Consider the following 16,597-nt stretch of genomic DNA (forward strand, 5'->3'; position numbering starts at 1 on the left):
CGACCGCCGCGCCGAACCCGGCCGCGGCCGTGGGGCGGGGGCGCGCGGCGGGCGCGGGCCCGCCCCCCGGCCGCTGCGACCCGGGACAGGTGAAGGGCCCGGCTCCCCTGGGGAGCCGGGCCCTTCGCACGCCGTGGGATCAGCCGAGGGAGCTGAACACCGAGTCGAGGATGGCCGAGGTCTCGTCGGCCGGCGCCGCGGCGGCGCGGCCGCCGATGGTGCGGTCCTCGTCGTCGCGGCGGTCGTCGTCGCGGCGGTCGTCACGGCGGTCGTCGTCACGGCGGTCGTCGTCGCGTCCGTCGTGCCGTCCGTCGTGGCGGCCGTCGTTGTCGTCCTCGTCGCGCCAGTCGTGGCGGCCGCCGTGGTGGTCGTCGACCGGCTTGAAGTACACCGAGGCCACCTCCGTGTTGCGCAGCCGCTCGCCGGGCTCCAGCTCCGCCTCCGGGACCCCGCCGCAGTTGCGGTTGCTGTAGACCACCGCGAGGGACTCGGTCTCGTTCGTCACCTCGAAGGCCGGCCGGTGCTCGGAGGTGTGCGTCAGCCGGTAGCAGGTGTCGTTGTCCGCCGGGCGGATCTGCCCGTGGCGGCGGTCGCCGTCGTCGTCGGTGTACCGGTAGTACAGGGTTCCGAGGCGCTCGCGGTCGTCGTGGTCGTTGGCGTACGACAGCCCGGCGGTCGGCAGGACGAGCGTGAGGGCGCCCGCGAGGGCGATGGCGGTGGTGCGAAGACGCATGGGGGGTCCGTTCCTCGGGTTCCTCGGATGCCAGGTCCGGTTGGCATCCGCGGGCAGCGTAGGAGCGGACCGTCGTGATGAAACGATTCGGCACGGCAGCGCGTTCGAAGGTTCACCCTCCCGGTCCCTTCCGCCGCCACACGCGCGAACGCCCCGGATCCACGCGGGATTCGGGGCGTACGAAGAGGCGGGACGAGCCCCCGGGGCGTGCTCTACGGGGCTTCGAGCGAAGCCCCGTAAGGCGGCTCGGGCGGCTCAGGCGGTGGCCCGCTCCACCGGCGCGGAGCCCTGGCCCGGCACCGGCACCGGGCCCTTGCCACCGGACTCGGCGGCCGGCCGGCGGACCAGCACGAGCACGATCAGCGCCCCCGCCAGGCCCATCGCCCCCGAGACCCAGAAGGTGTCGCGCAGCCCGCTCGCGAAGGCCGCCTCCACCCAGTGCCGGACCGCCGGGGCCGCGTGCAGCAGCTGTCCCGCCCCGCCGCCGGCCAGTACCTCGGCCGTACCGTGCGGCTGGCCGGAGCCGGCCAGACCGTCCTCCAGACCGGACTGGAAGACCGCGCCGAGCACCGCGATGCCCAGGGCCATGCCCAGCTGGCGCGCGGTGTTCAGGGCGCCGCCCGCCATGCCCGCACGGGCCGGGGGCACGGCTCCCATCGCGGCGGCCGCCAGGGCCGGGGAGATCATGCCGACACCCAGACCGGTGACCGCCAGTCCGGCGGCCAGCGCCGTCCAGCCGTCCCCGGCGTCCAGCATCCAGCCCATGAGCAGAGCGCCCGCGCCGATCAGGAACAGCCCGCCGCCGATGGTGATCCGGGCCGGGGCCCCGTGCATCAGCTTGCCGGTCACCGCGGCGACCACGAAGGCGGCCAGGCTCATCGGCAGCATCGTCAGACCGGCGGCGACCGGGCCCATGCCCTCGGCGCTCTGCAGCCACAGGGAGACGTACATCATGTAGCCGAAGGCGGCGCCGGACATCAGCAGCGCGGCGGCCATGACGGCCACGAAGGTCGGGCTGCGGAACAGCGAGAGGTCCAGCATCGGGCGGGAGCTGCGCAGTTCGACCAGGACGAACGCGGCGAAGGCGGCGGCGCTCAGGGCGAACAGGGCCAGGGTGGTCGCGGAGGTCCAGCCGTTCTCGCCGCCGCGGATGAGTGCGTAGGTGACGGCGCCCGCACCGGCGGTGAAGGTGGCCATGCCGGGCAGGTCCAGGCCCTTGGCGTGCGGGTCGCGGGACTCGGTGACGGCCTTGAGGGTGACGTACACCGCGAGGGCGCAGACCGGGAGGTTGATGAAGAAGATCCAGCGCCAGCCGAACTGCTCGGTGAGCAGCCCGCCGATGATCGGGCCGGCCGCGGCGGCCGCTCCGTTGACCGCGCCCCAGACGCCGAAGGCGACGCCCCGGTCGCGGCCCTGGTAGGCGGAGCTGAGCAGGGCCATGGTGGTGGCGAACATCGCGGCGCCGCCGATGCCCTGGACGGCGCGGAAGGCGACGAGCACGGCCGGGCCCTGGGCCAGCCCGCAGGCGAGGGAGGCGGCGGCGAAGAGTCCGAGCCCGCCGAGGTAGACGCGGCGGCGGCCTATCCGGTCGGCGAGCGACCCCGCGCCCAGCAGCAGGGCGGCGAGGGCGAGGGCGTAGATGTCCATCACCCACTGGAGGTCGGAGAAGCCCGTGTGCATGTCGGCGGCCATGTCGGGCAGGGCGACGGTCACGATCGTGACGTCGACCAGGAGCATGAAGGCTCCGAGACACACCGCCGTCAACGGCAGCCATTTGCGCATGGGGGTACTCCTCGGGAAACCGGACGGACCGGTCGGTGGTGATGGAGGCGTGGGGGGCGGCAGCCCGTCGCCCGCCCCAAGGTGGCAGCCGCCGACCCCTTACCCCCACCCAGCACCCCTCGACTGACGGATTCCAGTTATCCGGAGCTCTGGAATGATGGAAACCATGACTTCCACCGAGCTGGACCGTCTCGATCTCATGCTCGTCCAGGCCCTCATGATCGACGGCCGGGCCCCCTTCAGCCGGCTTGCCGAGGTGCTGGAGACCTCGGACCAGACGGTGGTGCGCCGCTACCGCCGGCTGCACGGCGCCGGCCTGGTCCGGGTGGTCGGGCTGCCGATGGGCCGCCGGATCGGCCTGTTCGAGTCCTGGCTGCGCGTGCAGTGCGCGCCCGACGCCTCGCTGGCGGTCGCCGAGGCGCTGGCCCGCCGGCCGGACGTGTCCTGGGTGAACCTGGGCTCCGGCGGTACGGACATCCACTGCACCACCCGGGCCCGGACCCGGCAGGACCGCGACGCCCTGCTGCTCGACAAGCTGCCGCGCACCCGCCGGGTCACCGGGATCAGCGCGCACACGATCCTGCGGATGTTCACCGGCGGACCCGACCGGTGGTTCGGGCTCGACGTGCTGCGCCCGGACCAGGTCGCCGCGCTGGAGCGGCCGCCGGCGACGGGCGGGCCGGAGCGGTACACGCTGGACGACACCGAGCTGGCGCTGCTGGCCCTGCTGCGCCGGGACGGCCGCAGCGGCTATCCGGAGCTGGCCCGCGCGGCCGGCCTGTCCGAGTCCACGGCACGGCGCCGCGTGGAGCGGTTGCGGGAGGAGGGCACGCTGTACTTCGACGTGGAGACCGTGCCCGGGACCCTGGGCTTCGAGGCGGAGACCACCTTGATGCTGACGGTCCGCCCGGCCCTGCTGGCGCGGGTGGGCGCGACCCTGGGGCGCCACCCCGAGGTGCCGTTCGCGGCCGCGGTGACGGGTACGGCGAATCTGCTGGCGGTGGTGATCTGCAAGGACACCGATGCGCTGTACACGTACCTCACGGAGCGGATCGGGGCGGTGCCCGGCATCCAGCAGATGGAGGTGATCCCGACCCTGAGGAACGTCAAGCGGGCCGGGATGCTGGTGGAGGACGGGCGGCTGGTGGATCCGCCGCCCGCCCCCTGAGGCGCTGCTCCGTGAAGCACTGCTCCGTGAACGGCCGGAGCCGTCAGCGCAGCACCACTCCGCTTCCCGCGCCCGCGTCCGTTTCCGTGCCCGTGGCGGGGCCTGCGACCAGGCCCAGTTCGGCCGGGGTCGCCAGCAGCGGGTGCGCGGGCAGGATCCGTACGGTGTAGCCGAAGGGCCCCGTACGGTCGAGGGCGAGCGGGCCCTCGTACAGCCAGCGGCCCTCCAGGTCGGGTCCGCCGGCGGGCTTGAGCGGGAAGGCCCGCCCGCCCTGGATCACGTCCTGCGCGTCGACCCGGCCCGCGACGGCCTGCACCTCCACGTCCTCGGGGGCCAGCGCGTCGAGGGAGACCTGCACGCGCAGGGTGAGGGTGGCCCCGAGTTCGGCGGTGCCGCCGACCGGGCCCGCGGTCAGGGCCTCCACGTGCTCGACGGTGAGCTGCGGCCAGGCCGCGCGGACCCGGCCCTTCCACCAGGCGAGGTCCCGCGCCGCGTCCGGGGTCAGGGCGCGGTGGGAGAGCGCGGCCGGAGCGTAGAGCCGCTCCACGTACTCCCGCACCATGCGACCCGCGAGCACCTTGGGCCCCAGGGAGACGAGGGTGCGCCGGACCATCTCGATCCACCGCACCGGAAGTCCGGCCTGTCCGCCCCGGTCGTAGAACCGGGGTGCGACCCGGCCCTCGATCAGGTCGTAGAGGGCGTTCGCCTCCAGGTCGTCGCGGCGGTCCTCGTCCGCGCCGAGTCCGTCGGCGGTCGGGATGGCCCAGCCGAAGTCCGGCTCGAACCATTCGTCCCACCAGCCGTCCAGCACGGACAGGTTGAGGCAGCCGTTGAGCGCCGCCTTCATCCCGCTGGTGCCGCAGGCCTCCAGCGGGCGCAGCGGGTTGTTGAGCCAGACGTCGCAGCCCGGGTAGAGCTTCTGGGCCATGGCCATGCCGTAGTCGGGCAGGAACACGATCCGGTGGCGCACGCGGGGGTCGTCCGCGAACCTCACCAGTTCCTGGACCAGCCGCTTCCCGCCGTCGTCGGCCGGGTGCGCCTTGCCCGCGACCACGATCTGCACGGGCCGGTCCGGGTCCAGCAGCAGGCGGCGCAGCCGGTCGGGGTCGCGCAGCATCAGCGTGAGCCGCTTGTAGGACGGCACCCGGCGGGCGAACCCGATGGTCAGCACGTCGGGGTCGAGGACGGAGTCCACCCAGCCCAGTTCGGCGTCGGCGGCCCCGCGCTGGCGCCAGGAGGCGCGCAGGCGGTCCCGTACCTCCTGGACGAGCTGTTCCCTGAGCACCCGGCGCAGGTCCCAGACGTCCTGGTCGGGGATGTCGGCGACGGCGTCCCAGCGCTGCGAGCCGCCGACGGACAGCGCGTCCTCGGTGCGGCCGGCGCCGATCTGCTTCGCGCCGAGCTTCACCACCTCGGGCGCCACCCAGGTCGGGGCGTGCACGCCGTTGGTCACCGAGGTGATGGGCACGTCGGCGGGGTCGAATCCCGGCCACAGCCCGGCGAACATCCCGCGGCTGACGGCGCCGTGCAGGGTGGAGACCCCGTTGGCCCGCTGGGCGAGGCGCAGGCCCATCACCGCCATGTTGAACACCCCGGGGTCGCCGCCGGGGTAGGTCTCGGCGCCGAGCGCCAGGATCCGGTCGACGGGTACGCCGGCCAGTTCGCCGCCGTCACCGAAGTGGCGGGCGACCAGGGCACGGTCGAAGCGGTCGATGCCGGCGGGGACGGGGGTGTGCGTGGTGAACACGGTCCCCGCGCGCACCGCTTCGACGGCGGCGTCGAAGCCGAGCCCCTGCTGCCCCTCCAGTTCTCTTATGCGCTCCAGCCCCAGGAACCCGGCGTGGCCCTCGTTGGTGTGGAACACCTCGGGGTCGGGATGCCCGGTGATCCGGCAGTAGGCCCGTACGGCCCGCACTCCGCCGATCCCCAGCAGCATCTCCTGGAGCAGCCGGTGGTCGCTGCCTCCCCCGTACAGCCGGTCGGTCACCTCGCGGGCGACGGCGTCGTTGTCCTCGACGTCGGAGTCGAGGAGCAGCAGCGGCACCCGGCCGACGCGGGCCTGCCAGACGTGTGCGTGCAGGGCCCGGCCGCCGGGGAGGCTCAGGGACACCCGGGCGGGTGTCCCGTCCTCCTCGCGGACGAGCGCGACGGGCAGTTCGTTGGGGTCGAGCACCGGATAGTGCTCCTGCTGCCAGCCGTCCCGGGAGAGGGACTGGCGGAAGTAGCCGTGCCGGTAGAGCAGCCCGACGCCGATGAGCGGGACACCGAGGTCGCTGGCGGCCTTGAGGTGGTCCCCGGCGAGGATGCCGAGCCCGCCGGAGTACTGGGGCAGGGCGGCGGTGATCCCGAACTCGGGCGAGAAGTAGGCGATGCCGGCGGGCAGCTCCGCGGCGGCTTCGTGGCTCTGGTACCACCGCCCGCCGTGGACGTAGTCATCGAGGTCGGCGGCGGCCACGGCGAGCCGCCGCAGGAACCGCCGGTCCCCGGCGAGCTCGGCGATCCGCGCGGCGGACACGGCGCCGAGCAGCCTGACGGGATCCCCGCCGGCGGCTTGCCAGCCCTCGGGATCGACGGATTGGAAGAGTTCACGGGTCTCGGCGTGCCAGGACCAGCGCAGGTTGCGCGCGAGGTCGGCGAGCGGCGAGAGGGTCTCGGGGAGGACGGGGCGCACGGTGAATCGACGGATAGCCTTCACGCGTTCCACCTTCGCAGGGGATTACGGATCGAAGCGGCCGCACCACGCTGTGCACCGCGAGCGTCACCCTCGGAAGGCTAGCGCCGACCGCCCCACCCGACCATGGCGCCTCGAGCAGGCCTCCAGCGGCGGACCCCGCCGACTGCACGCCCGTCCCCTGCCGTTGGCACGGGCTCACAGCAGTCCTGGCGGTCCCGCGTAGTGGAACAGCGGAAGTGCGGACATCCGTTAGTCCCATCCGAGTTGACGGAGCATCGGCAGGTGTTGGGCCGGGGAGACCGGGCAGGCGTTCCAGTACGTACGAGTAGTTAACCGAGCATCCGGGTTGGCTCGTGCTGGAGTGGGAAGGGCTCCCCGGGTACAGCGCACGGCGTACCCCGGAACCGCCTCCCCGCCACCCGAGTGAACGCGGACAGGAGCGGCCATGCCCGCAGCCCAGCCGTCTTCCGAGCAGCTAGAAACAGAGCGAACAGCGCGTGCACTACCAGCCGCCTCGCCGGCTGGCCTGTTGTCACCGAGCCCTGCGAACTGCCCCCAGGTGATCCCATCATGATCGGTCGCATTCCCGTGCTGGACGTCCGCCCCGCCGTCGACTGCGGCGTCAGACCCGCCAAGGCGGTCGCGGACGAGGTATTCGAGATTTCCGCCACCGTGTTCCGCGAGGGGCACGACGCCGTGGCGGCCCATGTCGTCCTACGAGATCCGAGCGGGCGGCTGCGGCCGCCCGTGCCCCTGTCCGAGCTCGCTCCCGGTACCGACCGGTGGGGGGCGCGGGTGTCCGCCGAGGTCGAGGGGAGGTGGACGTACACCGTCGAGGCGTGGAGCGATCCGGTGGGCACCTGGCGGGCCCACGCGGCGGTGAAGATCCCGGCCGGGATCGACACCGGGCTGACCCTCCTGGAGGGCGCCGAGCTCTACGAGCGGGCCGCCGCGAAGATTCCCAAGCGGGACGGCCGCGAGCACGTGCTGGCCGCCGCGGACGTGATGCGCGACGAGGACCGGCCGGTCTCCGAGCGGTACGCGGCCGCCCTCGGCCCGCGGATCGACGCGCTGCTCGCCAAGCGCCCGCTGCGGGAGCTGGTGACGGCCTCCAAGCCGCTGCCGCTGCTGATCGAGCGCAAGCGCGCCCTCTTCGGTTCCTGGTACGAGATGTTCCCCCGGTCCGAGGGGGCGGTGCTGGAGCCCGGTGAGGCTCCCGTCAGCGGGACCTTCCGGACGGCTGCCGAGCGGCTTCCCGCGGTCGCCGCGATGGGCTTCGACGTGGTGTACCTGCCGCCGATCCACCCGATCGGCAGCACCTACCGCAAGGGTCCGAACAACACGCTGTCCGCGGGGAGTTGGGATCCGGGTGTGCCTTGGGCCATCGGCTCCACGGAGGGCGGCCACGACGCGGTCCACCCCGAGCTGGGGACCCTGGAGGACTTCGACGCCTTCGTCGCCAGGGCCCGCGAGCTGCGCATCGAGGTGGCGCTGGACTTCGCCCTGCAGTGCTCCCCGGACCACCCGTGGGTGGAGAAGCACCCGGAGTGGTTCCGCCACCGCGCCGACGGGACGATCGCGTACGCGGAGAACCCGCCGAAGAAGTACCAGGACATCGTCCCGATCCACTTCGACGCCGACATGGCCGGCATCGTCGCGGAGACGGTGCGGATCCTGCGGCACTGGATGGAGCACGGCGTCCGGATCTTCCGGGTCGACAACCCGCACACCAAGCCGGTGGTCTTCTGGCAGAAGGTGATCGCGGACATCAACAAGTCCGACCCCGACGTCATCTTCCTCGCCGAGGCCTTCACCCGGCCCGCGATGATGCGGGCGCTGGCCGCCGTCGGCTTCCAGCAGTCCTACACGTACTTCACCTGGCGCAACACCAAGGCCGAGCTGACCGAGTACCTGACCGAGCTCGCGGACACCCGCTCCGCCTCCGTCATGCGGCCGAATTTCTTCGTCAACACCCCCGACATCCTGCACGCATACCTTCAGCACGGCGGCCGCCCCGCCTTCGAGGTCCGCGCGGTCCTCGCCGCCACGCTCTCCCCCACCTGGGGGGTCTACGCCGGTTACGAGCTCTGCGAGAACACCCCGGTCAAGGAGGGCAGCGAGGAGTACCTGAACTCCGAGAAGTACGAGCTGCGCCCGCGCGACTGGGCCGCCGCCGACCGCGAGGGCCGCTCCATCGCCCCGCTGATCACCTCCCTGAACCGGCTGCGCCGGCGCAACCCCGCCCTCCAGCAGTTGCGCGACATCCATTTCCACCCGACCGACAACGAACAAGTGATCGCCTATTCGAAGCACGCGGGGAGCAATTCCGTACTGGTGGTCGTCAACCTCGATCCGCACCACACCCAGGAGGCGACGGTCTCGTTGGACATGCCGGTACTCGGCCTCGACTGGCACGGGTCCCTCGCGGTGCGCGACGAGCTCACCGGCGAGACCTATCACTGGGGCAGGGCCAACTACGTGCGCCTGGAACCGGGCCGCACGCCCGCGCACGTACTGGCGGCTCTGCGACCGTCCCCGCCCACCGGAGGGTCACCCATCTCATGATGATCAACGATCCCGTCCCCGACACGTTCGAGGACACCCCCGCCAAGGACCGCGATCCCGACTGGTTCAAGCGGGCGGTCTTCTACGAGGTCCTCGTACGGTCCTTCCACGACAGCAACGGCGACGGCGTGGGTGACCTCAAGGGGCTCACCGCCAAGCTGGACTACCTCCAGTGGCTCGGCGTCGACTGCCTGTGGCTCCCGCCGTTCTTCGCCTCACCCCTGCGCGACGGGGGCTACGACGTCGCCGACTACACCTCAGTGCTGCCCGAATTCGGCGACCTCGCCGACTTCGTGGAGTTCGTGGACGCGGCGCACACCCGCGGCATGCGAGTGATCATCGACTTCGTGATGAACCACACGAGCGATCAGCACGAGTGGTTCCAGCAGTCCCGCAAGGACCCCGACGGGCCCTACGGCGACTACTACATGTGGGCCGACAACGACAAGCAGTTCCAGGACGCCCGCATCATCTTCGTGGACACCGAGACCTCGAACTGGACGTACGACCCGGTCCGCAAGCAGTACTACTGGCACCGGTTCTTCTCCCACCAGCCGGACCTCAACTACGAGAACCCGGCCGTCGTCGAGGAGATCGTCTCCGCGCTCCGCTTCTGGCTCGACCTCGGCATCGACGGCTTCCGTCTCGACGCCGTGCCCTACCTGTACGCCGAGGAGGGCACCAACTGCGAGAACCTGCCGCGCACCCACACCCTCCTGAAGGCGGTCCGCGCCGAGATCGACGCGCACTACCCGGACACCGTGCTGCTCGCCGAGGCCAACCAGTGGCCCGAGGACGTAGTCGACTACTTCGGGGACTTCCAGAAGGGCGGGGACGAATGCCACATGGCCTTCCACTTCCCCGTCATGCCGCGCATCTTCATGGCGGTGCGAAGAGAGTCCCGCTACCCGGTCTCCGAAATCCTGGCCAAGACCCCGGCGATCCCGGACCGCTGCCAGTGGGGCATCTTCCTGCGCAACCACGACGAGCTCACCCTCGAAATGGTCACGGACGAAGAGCGCGACTACATGTACGCCGAGTACGCCAAGGACCCGCGGATGCGGGCCAACATCGGCATCCGGCGCCGGCTCGCCCCCCTGCTGGACAACGACCGCAACCAGATGGAGCTGTTCACCGCCCTGCTGCTGTCGCTGCCCGGTTCGCCGGTGCTGTACTACGGCGACGAGATCGGCATGGGCGACAACATCTGGCTCGGCGACCGCGACGGCGTGCGCACCCCGATGCAGTGGACCCCGGACCGCAACGCCGGTTTCTCCTCGTGCGATCCGGGCAGGCTGAACCTGCCGGTCATCATGGACCCGGTCCACGGGTACCAGGTGACCAATGTCGAAGCGGCGATGGCCTCACCGTCTTCGCTGCTGCACTGGACCCGCCGGATGATCGAGGTCCGCAAGGCCAACCCGGCCTTCGGACTGGGCTCGTACACCGAACTGCCCTCGACGAACCCGGCGGTACTGGCCTTCCTCCGTGAATACGGGGACGACCTGGTGCTGTGCGTGCACAACTTCTCGCGCTTCGCGCAGCCCACCGAGCTGGACCTGCGGTCGTTCAACGGGCGGGTCCCGGTGGAACTCACCGGCGATGTCCGCTTCCCGCCGATCGGCGAATGGCCGTACCTGCTGACCCTGGCGGGCCACGGTTTCTACTGGTTCCGCCTGCGCGCGGAGTAGGTGCCGGCCCGGGGCGGGCGCGGCGAATGGGTCAACCGCCCGCCCCTGTACGGATCATCCTGACCCGACACTCGCACACACCGGAGAAGCAAGCAGCGTAATCCGGGACACAATGCGCATTCTTTGACGGCCCGGGGAAAGGACGCGACGCCATGTCGGAGGCTGCATCCGCCCGGAATCGGCTCACCGCCGACCGGGCCACCGGGCTCGGGCTCGGAACCGGGTTCGGGCTCGGCCCACTGGAACCGATGCTGCGGGCCTGGCTGCCCGCCCAGCGCTGGTTCGCGGGCAAGGGCCGGGCCATCGGACGGCTCAGGACCATCTCGGCGGCCGAACTGCTGCCGCCCGGATCCGCCCCCGGACTCCTGCACCTGCTGCTGGACGTGGACGGGGACTGCTACCAGCTGCTGCTCGGCATCCGCCCGAGCCCGCTGCCGCCGGCCCTCGCGCCGGCGCTGATCGGCCACGCCGAGCAGGGCCCGTACGCCGGCCAGTCGGTCTACGAGGGCCTGGGCGATCCGCGGCTCGCCTCGCTGCTGCTGGAGCGGCTGCGCTCCCCCGGCACCCTCGGCCCGCTCCGCTTCGACCGGGATCCGGCCGCCGTGATCCCCGAGGCGCCCACCCCCCGGCCGCTGTCCGGGGAACAGACCAACTCCTCGCTGATCTACGGGGATTCGTACATCCTGAAGATCTTCAGAAGGGTCGGCCCCGGAGTCAATCCCGACCTGGAGCTGCCCCGGGCCCTGGCCTTGGCCGGCTGCACCCGGGTGCCCGCGCCGGTCGCCTGGTACGAGGCCGAGCTGCCCGGCTCCGAACCGCTGACCCTGGGCGTGCTCCAGCCGTACCTGCGCGGCTCCGACGACGGCTGGCAGCTCGCGCTGCACCGGCTGCGCACCGGCGCCGACTTCACCGCCGAGGCGCACGCGCTGGGCCGGGCCACCGCCGAGGTGCACGACGCCCTGGCCGCGGCCCTGCCCACCGTCGCACTGGGCCCGGAGCAGACGGCCCGGCTCGCCGCCGGGATGACGGCCCGGCTCGCCGCCACCGCCCGCGAGGTACCGGCCCTGCGCCCCTACGAGGCGGGGCTGCGCGGAGCCTTCGACGCACTGGCCGCCTCCCGCGGGACCGGGGTGTCCGCCCAGCGGATCCACGGGGACCTGCACCTGGGCCAGACCCTGCGCACCATGGACGGCAGCTGGGCGCTGATCGACTTCGAGGGCGAGCCGGCCCGGCCGCTGGCCGACCGGCGCCGCCCCGAACCGGCGGTGCGGGACATCGCCGGGATACTGCGTTCCTTCGACTACGCGGCCCGCTCCCACCGGCCGTTCGCCCCCGCCTGGGCGGACGACTGCCGGGCCGCGTTCTGCGAGGGCTACGCCCGCACGTCCGGCCGGGACCCGCGCGAGGACCCCGTACTCCTGCGCGCCTACGAGACCGACAAGGCGGTGTACGAGGCCCGCTACGAGTCCCGGCACCGGCCCGACTGGCTGCACGTGCCGATGGCGGCGATCCGACGGCTGTCGGAGCCGCAGCGTCCGCCCTCCCACCGCACGCATCCCCCCGTCCCCGGACCCGCCACCCCCCACCATCCGAAGCCCCCGAGGAGGCCGCTCGCGTGAGCGCCGCACGACAGCCGTCACCGACCGTCCGCGACGAAGCCAAGACGACCGTCGACACCCCCGGCACCCCCGCCGAAACGAGTGCGAAGAAGGCCCGGGCCCCCAGGGCCCGGCGGGCGGCCCCGCCGCGCGGGGTCCGTCCGGTGCCGGCGCTGGACGCGGAGGAGCGGGCCCGGCTGCTGGAGGGCCGCCACCACGATCCGCACGGGGTGCTCGGGGCCCGGGCCCAGCGGGGCGGGGTGTCCTTCCGGGTGCTGCGTCCGTACGCGAAGGCGGTCACCATCGTCGCCAAGGGGCTGCGGGCCGAGCTCCTCGACGACGGGGACGGCCTGTTCTCGGGGCTGCTGCCGCTGAGCGGGGTGCCGGACTACCGGCTGCTGGTGACGTACGACAGCGACGAGGTGGAGGTCCACGACCCCTACCGGTTCCTGCCCGCGCTCGGCGAACTCGACCTGCACCTGATCGGCGAGGGCCGGCACGAGGAGCTGTGGACGGCGCTCGGCTCGGAGCCGATGGTCCACCAGGGCGTGGCGGGCACCCGGTTCACGGTGTGGGCGCCGAACGCGCAGGGGGTGCGGGTCAGCGGGGACTTCTCCTACTGGGACTCGGTCGCCCACCCGATGCGCTCGCTCGGGGCGACCGGTGTGTGGGAGCTGTTCCTGCCCGGGGTCGGCGAGGGCGCCCTGTACAAGTACGACATCACCCGCCCGGACGGCTCGCACACCCTGCGCGCCGACCCGATGGCCAGGCACACCGAGGTCCCGCCGGCCAACGCCTCGGTGGTGACGGCCTCCTCGTACGCCTGGCAGGACGCGGAGTGGATGGCGAAGCGCGGTGAGCGCCCGCCGCACCAGGCCCCCTTCTCGGTGTACGAGCTGCACCTGGCGTCCTGGCGGCCCGGGCTCTCCTACCGGCAGCTGGCCGAGCAGCTGCCGGCGTACGTGACGGAGCTCGGCTTCACGCACGTGGAGCTGATGCCGGTCGCCGAGCACCCCTTCGGCGGCTCCTGGGGCTACCAGGTCACCGGTTTCTACGCGCCGACCTCCCGGATGGGCACCCCGGACGACTTCCGCTTCCTGGTGGACGCACTGCACCGGGCCGGGATCGGGGTGATCGTCGACTGGGTGCCGGCGCACTTCCCGCGCGACGACTGGGCGCTCGCCGAGTTCGACGGACGGCCGCTGTACGAGCACCACGACCCGCAGCGGGCCGCGCACCCGGACTGGGGGACGCTGGAGTTCGACTACGGGCGCCGCGAGGTCCGGAACTTCCTCGTGGCCAACGCGGTGTACTGGTGCCAGGAGTTCCACGTGGACGGGCTGCGCGTGGACGCGGTGGCCTCGATGCTCTACCTGGACTACTCGCGCAAGGACGGCGAGTGGACGCCGAACGAGCACGGCGGCCGGGAGAACTTCGACGCGGTGGCGATGCTCCAGGAGATGAACGCGACCGTCTACCGGCGCTGCCCGGGCGTGGTGACGATCGCCGAGGAGTCCACGGCGTGGCCGGGCGTCACCCAGCCCACCGACGGGGGCGGTCTCGGCTTCGGCCTGAAGTGGAACATGGGCTGGATGCACGACACCCTGCGCTACGCGTCGAAGGATTCGGTGCACCGCAAGTACCACCACCACGACATGACCTTCGGGATGGTCTACGCGTTCAGCGAGAACTACGTGCTGCCGATCTCGCACGACGAGGTGGTGCACGGCAAGGGCTCGCTGGTGTCGAAGATGCCCGGCGACTGGTGGCAGCAGCGGGCCATACACCGTGCGTACCTGGGCTTCATGTGGGCCCACCCGGGCAAGCAGCTGCTGTTCATGGGGCAGGAGTTCGCGCAGGGCTCGGAGTGGTCCGAGACGTACGGCCCGGACTGGTGGCTGCTGGACTCCTCGTACGCGGCGGCCGCCGACCACCGGGGCGTACGCAGCCTCGTGGGCGACCTGAACCGCACCTACCGGGCGGCTCCGGCCCTGTGGGAGCGGGACACGGTGCCGGAGGGGTTCGCCTGGGTGGAGGCGGACGCCGCGGAGGACAACGTCTTCGCCTTCCTGCGGTTCGCGCAGGACGGCTCGCAGCTGCTGTGCGTCTCGAACTTCTCGCCGGTGGTCCGGCACGGGTACCGGATCGGGGTCCCGGAGGAGGTGCCGCTGTGGCGGGAGGTCCTCAACACCGACCAGCAGCTCTACGGCGGCAGCGGCGTCCACCACACCCAGCCGGTGCGGCCCGAGCCGGTGCCCGCACAGGGCCGGGCGGCGAGCCTGCGCCTGACCCTGCCGCCACTGTCGACGGTCTGGCTCAGCCCGATGCCGCGGCCGTAGTAGCGGTCAGCACCCCTTCCAGTTCCTGGAGGAGCCTGCGCTTGGCGCGGGCTCCGACCAGCTGCAGGACGGGTTCGCCGTCGCGGAAGACGAGCAGGGTCGGCATGGACAGCACCCCGTGGCGCACCACGGTCTCGGGGTTGGTGTCCGCGTCGATCTGCACGACCTTGAGGCGGCCGGCCTCTTCCGCGGCGACGGCGGACAGGACGGGTGCGAGCTGACGGCAGGGGCCGCACCAGTCGGCGGTGAACTCCACCAGGACGGGCCGGCCGCGCTCGGCGAGCACCTCCGCCTCGAAGTCCGCGTCGGTCACTTCGGTCACGCCGTGGGCCTTGATCATGTGCTTGCTTCCCCTCTCGTCGTCCCGGCCGGATCAGCCGGTCATCTCGCATCTGGGCCGCGCCGATTCGGTTTCGGCTTCGGTTTCCGCTTCGGCCTCGGCTTCGTTTTCGGCTTCGGCGAGCTGGCTCGCGACCTGGTCGCGCACCTCGCCGAGGCGGCCGATCAGGTCGTCCAGTTCGGTGAGCTTGCGCCGGTAGACGGCCAGCGAGGCCGGGCAGGAATCGCCGGACGGGTGCCCGGCGCGCAGGCACTCCACGAACGGGCGGGTCTCCTCCAGCTCGAAGCCGAAGTCCTGGAGCGTGCGGATCTGGCGGAGCAGCCGCAGGTCTTCCTCGTCGTAGGTGCGGTAGCCGTTGCCGTCGCGCCGGGCGGGCAGCAGACCCCGCGACTCGTAGTACCTGAGCGTCCGGGTGCTGGTGCCCGCACGCTCGGCCAGTTCGCCGATTCGCATGGCCCCGACGGTAATCCTTGACCCCGGCGTCAAGGCAAGGAGCTGCTGCGGGGAGAGGGGTGGGGAGACCCTCGCCACCCCCGTGAGCGAGGGCCTCCGCGTCATGGAGCACGGAGGGGCCGGGTGGCCGGTTCGGAGCGGTCCGGTCTTGTGAGAGGGATCACGCACGGGGGTATCCCTCCGGGCGGCCGGAAACGTACGCTAGGAAGTGGATCACCACCCGCTCCGATTACCGGACAGTCGCAGGGAAAACCGTCCAAAGGCCTTAACTCCATAGGACGTTCCTACGAGTTATGGGCTTGTTTGTTTGGTCTGTAGTCGCCGCACCTCGGCCACTCCTACGGTGTGCCATGTGCACTCCAGCCCCCCCTTCAATGCCCCCGCCGCGCGTCGTCTCCGCGCGGCCCTGGGCATGGCTCCCGGTCATGTCGCCTATGGCCTGCGCGCCCAGTACGGACTCCTCGTCACTCCCGAGACCGTGATGGCGTGGGAGCGTGGCGAGATTTCGCCCACCTCCCCCGAGCTCACCGCCCTGGCCGGCGTGCTCTGGTGTTCCCCGGGAGAGCTGCTCGCCGAGCCCGTCACCCTGCGGGAGCACCGCATCGCCCGGGGTCTGGGCGCCGACGACCTGGCCCGCCGGGTCGGGGTGGAGGCGGGTGCCTACCAGAAGATGGAGGACTCCGGCCGCTGGAAGGGCAACGAGCGCCAGTCCGCCGCGCTGGCGACGGCGCTGGGGCTGAACCTGGCCCAGTTCGTGACGGCGACCGGCAAGCGCGAGGAGCTGTCCGAACTGCTGCGCAGCGCGGTGACCACCCGCTGGCAGGCGTACGTGAAGCCGCTGGCCAAGCTGCTCCCGGTGCCCAAGGCGCACCTGGAGCGGGTGCTGGAGCAGCTGCACGGCGAGTACCAGTCGCGGATGCTGGCGACCCTGAGCTGGGGCACCGGTCAGGGCGAGGCCGGCAGCGGTGATTCGGGACGTGAGTACCTCACCGACATCGTGGAGCGGTTCTGGAGCCTCGCCGGAGGTGCGGCGTAGGACACATTTCGCCCCCGGACTCCCTACGGGAAAGGCCCCGACCGCGTCCAGACGAGGACGCGATCGGGGCCTTTCGGCGTACGAAGTGGGGGCGCAGGTCCCGCCCCGGGGGCCGGTCGGCAGCCCGGTCGCCGGCCCCGGCCGGCGTCCGCTAGCGCGGCGGCAGCGGCGCGTACACCACGGTCGCCTTGATGCCCGCCCCGGAGAGGTCCTTCGTC

General features: G+C 72.1%; 11 protein-coding genes. 6 read left to right on the forward strand and 5 right to left on the reverse strand.

Features of this window, described 5'->3' with window-relative positions; genetic code table 11:
• Positions 1-139: 139 nt before the first annotated feature.
• Both ACFWNV_RS35340 and ACFWNV_RS35345 read right to left on the reverse strand, forming a co-directional pair.
• Positions 140-733 carry a hypothetical protein gene (locus ACFWNV_RS35340; RefSeq protein ID WP_383955020.1) on the reverse strand — a complete coding sequence of 198 codons (594 nt, stop codon included), beginning with the start codon at positions 731-733 and terminating at the stop codon, positions 140-142.
• 255 nt (positions 734-988) lie between these two features.
• Positions 989-2,515, reverse strand: a complete 1,527-nt coding sequence (locus tag ACFWNV_RS35345; RefSeq protein ID WP_383955022.1) for an MFS transporter — start codon at positions 2,513-2,515, stop codon at positions 989-991.
• A 166-nt stretch (positions 2,516-2,681) separates the two neighbouring features.
• Between ACFWNV_RS35345 and ACFWNV_RS35350 the strand changes: the two genes are divergently transcribed.
• A complete protein-coding gene (locus ACFWNV_RS35350; RefSeq protein ID WP_383955023.1) occupies positions 2,682-3,683 on the forward strand; it encodes an Lrp/AsnC family transcriptional regulator in 1,002 nt (333 codons plus the stop codon).
• Between the two features lie 43 nt (positions 3,684-3,726).
• Here the strand turns inward: ACFWNV_RS35350 and glgP are convergent, their stop codons facing one another.
• Positions 3,727-6,378: an alpha-glucan family phosphorylase gene (glgP, locus tag ACFWNV_RS35355; RefSeq protein WP_383955025.1), complete on the reverse strand. Its 2,652-nt coding sequence runs from the start codon at positions 6,376-6,378 to the stop codon at positions 3,727-3,729.
• Between the two features lie 549 nt (positions 6,379-6,927).
• Here glgP and ACFWNV_RS35360 point away from each other — a divergent pair.
• The 4 genes from ACFWNV_RS35360 (at position 6,928) to glgB (ending at position 14,550) form a co-directional block, all read left to right on the forward strand.
• Complete coding sequence (locus ACFWNV_RS35360) at positions 6,928-8,922, forward strand: maltotransferase domain-containing protein (RefSeq protein WP_383955027.1); 1,995 nt, start codon at positions 6,928-6,930, stop codon at positions 8,920-8,922.
• A complete protein-coding gene (gene treS, locus ACFWNV_RS35365) occupies positions 8,919-10,613 on the forward strand; it encodes a maltose alpha-D-glucosyltransferase (protein ID WP_383955029.1) in 1,695 nt (564 codons plus the stop codon). The genes ACFWNV_RS35360 and treS overlap by 4 nt, the downstream gene beginning before the upstream one ends.
• A 152-nt stretch (positions 10,614-10,765) precedes the next feature.
• The gene (locus ACFWNV_RS35370; RefSeq protein WP_383955031.1) at positions 10,766-12,232 is read left to right on the forward strand and encodes a maltokinase; all 1,467 of its coding nucleotides are present in this window, start codon (positions 10,766-10,768) and stop codon (positions 12,230-12,232) included.
• Positions 12,229-14,550, forward strand: a complete 2,322-nt coding sequence (glgB, locus tag ACFWNV_RS35375; RefSeq protein WP_383955033.1) for a 1,4-alpha-glucan branching enzyme — start codon at positions 12,229-12,231, stop codon at positions 14,548-14,550. The genes ACFWNV_RS35370 and glgB overlap by 4 nt, the downstream gene beginning before the upstream one ends.
• On the opposite strand, the gene ACFWNV_RS35380 is transcribed toward glgB, so the two are convergent.
• A complete protein-coding gene (locus tag ACFWNV_RS35380) occupies positions 14,528-14,890 on the reverse strand; it encodes a thioredoxin family protein (RefSeq protein WP_383955035.1) in 363 nt (120 codons plus the stop codon). The two genes, glgB and ACFWNV_RS35380, sit on opposite strands and share 23 nt — an antisense overlap.
• Positions 14,891-14,923: 33 nt before the next feature.
• Complete coding sequence (locus ACFWNV_RS35385; RefSeq protein WP_383955037.1) at positions 14,924-15,343, reverse strand: MerR family transcriptional regulator; 420 nt, start codon at positions 15,341-15,343, stop codon at positions 14,924-14,926.
• Positions 15,344-15,755: 412 nt separating this feature from the next.
• Here ACFWNV_RS35385 and ACFWNV_RS35390 point away from each other — a divergent pair, with 412 nt between their 5' ends.
• Positions 15,756-16,379 (forward strand): helix-turn-helix domain-containing protein, encoded by a 624-nt coding sequence (locus ACFWNV_RS35390; protein ID WP_383955039.1) that lies wholly within the window; start codon positions 15,756-15,758, stop codon positions 16,377-16,379.
• The last annotated feature ends 218 nt before the right edge of the window (positions 16,380-16,597 follow it).

The organism is Streptomyces sp. NPDC058401 (assembly GCF_042722885.1).
Taxonomy (GTDB): domain Bacteria; phylum Actinomycetota; class Actinomycetes; order Streptomycetales; family Streptomycetaceae; genus Streptomyces.

Bases quoted from the DNA above. Each gene is read 5' to 3' on its own strand.
- ACFWNV_RS35340 (WP_383955020.1), bottom strand. From the start codon at position 733: ATGCGTCTTCGCACCACCGCCATCGCCCTCGCGGGCGCCCTCACGCTC.
- ACFWNV_RS35345 (WP_383955022.1), bottom strand. From the start codon at position 2,515: ATGCGCAAATGGCTGCCGTTGACGGCGGTGTGTCTCGGAGCCTTCATG.
- ACFWNV_RS35350 (WP_383955023.1), top strand. From the start codon at position 2,682: ATGACTTCCACCGAGCTGGACCGTCTCGATCTCATGCTCGTCCAGGCC.
- ACFWNV_RS35360 (WP_383955027.1), top strand. From the start codon at position 6,928: ATGATCGGTCGCATTCCCGTGCTGGACGTCCGCCCCGCCGTCGACTGC.
- treS (WP_383955029.1), top strand. From the start codon at position 8,919: ATGATGATCAACGATCCCGTCCCCGACACGTTCGAGGACACCCCCGCC.
- ACFWNV_RS35370 (WP_383955031.1), top strand. From the start codon at position 10,766: ATGTCGGAGGCTGCATCCGCCCGGAATCGGCTCACCGCCGACCGGGCC.
- ACFWNV_RS35380 (WP_383955035.1), bottom strand. From the start codon at position 14,890: ATGATCAAGGCCCACGGCGTGACCGAAGTGACCGACGCGGACTTCGAG.
- ACFWNV_RS35385 (WP_383955037.1), bottom strand. From the start codon at position 15,343: ATGCGAATCGGCGAACTGGCCGAGCGTGCGGGCACCAGCACCCGGACG.
- ACFWNV_RS35390 (WP_383955039.1), top strand. From the start codon at position 15,756: ATGGCTCCCGGTCATGTCGCCTATGGCCTGCGCGCCCAGTACGGACTC.